We start from the raw sequence: 2,547 nt of genomic DNA, 5'->3' as shown, positions 1-2,547 counted from the left end.
TTATTGATTAAAACATTTTAAAAAGGGGTGCCGATTTGATCGGCCCCCTTTTTAATTTTGTGATTGTCTTATGCTGGATTCAATGCTATAATACAAACAACATATGAAGTTGATATCCTTTAAGAGTTGACCAGAGAGTCGCCAAGGTTTGAGATGGTATGGGTGTGGACTATAGCACTGGATACATACTTTAAGACCAAACCAAAGGGCTTTTCTGATTATCATAATCGGGAAGCCCTTTTATTTTTTACCGATATCAAACTCATCTAAGCAACCCCAGCGAGGGTAGTTGAACTTACCTAACCGCTTTCGAATTGATTTGTTTTTTGAGGAGGAAATATAATGATTCAAGTATCAAGTGATCACCATTTCTTAAACATTAATGATTTATCAAACTTACAAATTAATGATTTGATTAAATTGGGTGAACAATTTAAAACTGGTAAAAAAACGGTCCAGCTAACTAGGCCGGTCTATGCTGCTAATTTATTTTTTGAAAATAGTACGCGCACCCATAGTTCGTTTCAAATGGCTGAAAAAAAACTAGGCATCGAATTAATTAGTATCAATCCAGCCACTAGTTCGGTTAAAAAGGGTGAGTCGCTGGGTGATACAATTAAGACCCTACAAGCAATCGGCATTGACATCGCCGTTGTTCGCCATGCAAAAACCGGTTGGTATCAACAATTAGTTGATGATGAAAACATCAGACTATCATTGGTGAATGCAGGGGATGGCAGTGGCCAACATCCATCGCAAACGTTGCTAGACTTGATGACGATTCATGATGAATTCGGTTCATTGGCAGGGTTGAACATTGGCATTATCGGTGATCTTGCCCATTCACGAGTGGCCAGATCAGATGCCGAAATTTTAAATCGATTGGGCGTCAACGTCTTCTTCAGTGGGCCTAAGGAATGGTATCCAGCAGACTTTGATCAGTTTGGAACTTACTGTGGTGATGTGGATGAGATGCTACCTAATTTAGACGTGGTCATGTTATTACGGGTGCAATTGGAACGCTTGAATGAAAATGCAGTCGCATCATTCACCCCTAGTGATTACTATCACACCTATGGCCTGTCCGAGGAACGGGCGCATTTGATGAAGGATAGTGCCATCATTATGCATCCCGCTCCCGTTAATCGAGGGGTCGAAATTGCTTCTTCATTAGTAGAAGCTCCCCAGTCGCGAATCTTTACCCAGATGCATAACGGGGTGTTCGCACGCATGGCAATTTTAGCTACTATTTTGGACCAACGTGGATTATTGGAGGATTAATTGATGAAAACCTTAATTAAGAATGCCCGTTTGAATGACCAAATCGTTTCAATTTTGATCGAAGATGGTCAGATTGCTGCGATCGATTCTAATATCGATGTTGCAGTCGATAAAACCTTTGATGCACAAAACAACCAGGTCATCCCAGGCTTAGTCGATGTGCACGTGCACTTCAGAGACCCCGGTTTGACCTATAAAGAAACGATCGAAACTGGTAGTAAGGCCTCTGCGCATGGTGGGTTTACGACGGTCTTTGCAATGCCGAACGTTAAGCCCGTTGTTGATAACCCTGCTGATTTTGCGAAGATGGTTACTAAGAACCAACGGGATGGCGTGATCAAAATCAAGCAATACGCTGCGATCTCAGGGGACTTAACCGCAGATCAAGTAACTGATATGCGTGATATGGCAGACCAAGGCGCCATCGCCTTTACCAATGATGGACATGGGGTGCAAACTGCTGATACGATGTATCAAGCAATGCGATTAGCCAAGTCAGTTGAACGGCCAATCGTAGCCCATGTTGAAGATGATAGCTTGATTCATGGTGGAGTGATGAATGCGGGGCCAGCAGCGGATAAGCTTGGGCTCCCAGGGATGAGTAGTTTGAGTGAATCTGCTCAATTAGCCCGTGACTTAGTGCTTGCCAAGGCGACTGGTGTTCATTATCACGTTGCCCATATTTCAACGAAAGAGTCCGTTGAACTGTTACGTATCGCCAAGGCCAAGGGCTTACACGTGACCGCAGAAGTGTCGCCACACCACTTATTGTTGGATGATTCAATGATTGAAATGGATAATCCAATGATGAAGATGAACCCACCATTGCGTAGTCCGAAAGATCGGGCCGCATTGATCGCTGGGTTATTGGATGGCACCATCGACATGGTAGCGACTGACCATGCGCCCCACAGCGTTGAAGAAAAAAGTGGCTCAATGAAGACGGCTTCATTTGGGATCGTTGGGATTGAAACTGCATTCGGTTTGATTTACACTCACTTTGTAAAGAGTGGCCTAGTTGATTTGCAGACCGCATTAAAGTGGATGGTTCAAAACCCAATCAATGCATTTCACTTGACCGATGCGGGTCAATTACGAGTTGGGGATGCTGCAGATTTGGCGATCATGGATCTAGACCACCCATTCCAAATCGATGCCGCTGACTTTTTATCGAAGGGCAAAAATTCACCATTCATTGGTGAACAAGTTTACGGGAAGACGATTGCAACATTCGTAGCTGGCAAGCAAGTTTATTAATCACACATT

Annotated in this window: 2 protein-coding genes; both read left to right on the top strand. The window is 43.6% G+C overall.

Features of this window, described 5'->3' with window-relative positions; genetic code table 11:
- The first annotated feature begins 342 nt into the window (after nt 1-342).
- A complete protein-coding gene (locus ACSVI6_RS04845) occupies nt 343-1,281 on the top strand; it encodes an aspartate carbamoyltransferase catalytic subunit (protein WP_491720564.1) in 939 nt (312 codons plus the stop codon).
- Between the two features lie 3 nt (nt 1,282-1,284).
- Complete coding sequence (gene pyrC, locus ACSVI6_RS04840) at nt 1,285-2,538, top strand: dihydroorotase (RefSeq protein WP_491720563.1); 1,254 nt, start codon at nt 1,285-1,287, stop codon at nt 2,536-2,538.
- Nucleotides 2,539-2,547: the final 9 nt, after the last annotated feature.

The organism is Nicoliella sp. ESL1106, assembly GCF_058509965.1.
Note: the sequence above shows the minus strand (reverse complement) of the source record. Positions and strands in the feature narration are given on the sequence as shown.

Bases quoted from the DNA above. Each gene is read 5' to 3' on its own strand.
- ACSVI6_RS04845 (WP_491720564.1), top strand. From the start codon at position 343: ATGATTCAAGTATCAAGTGATCACCATTTCTTAAACATTAATGATTTA.
- pyrC (WP_491720563.1), top strand. From the start codon at position 1,285: ATGAAAACCTTAATTAAGAATGCCCGTTTGAATGACCAAATCGTTTCA.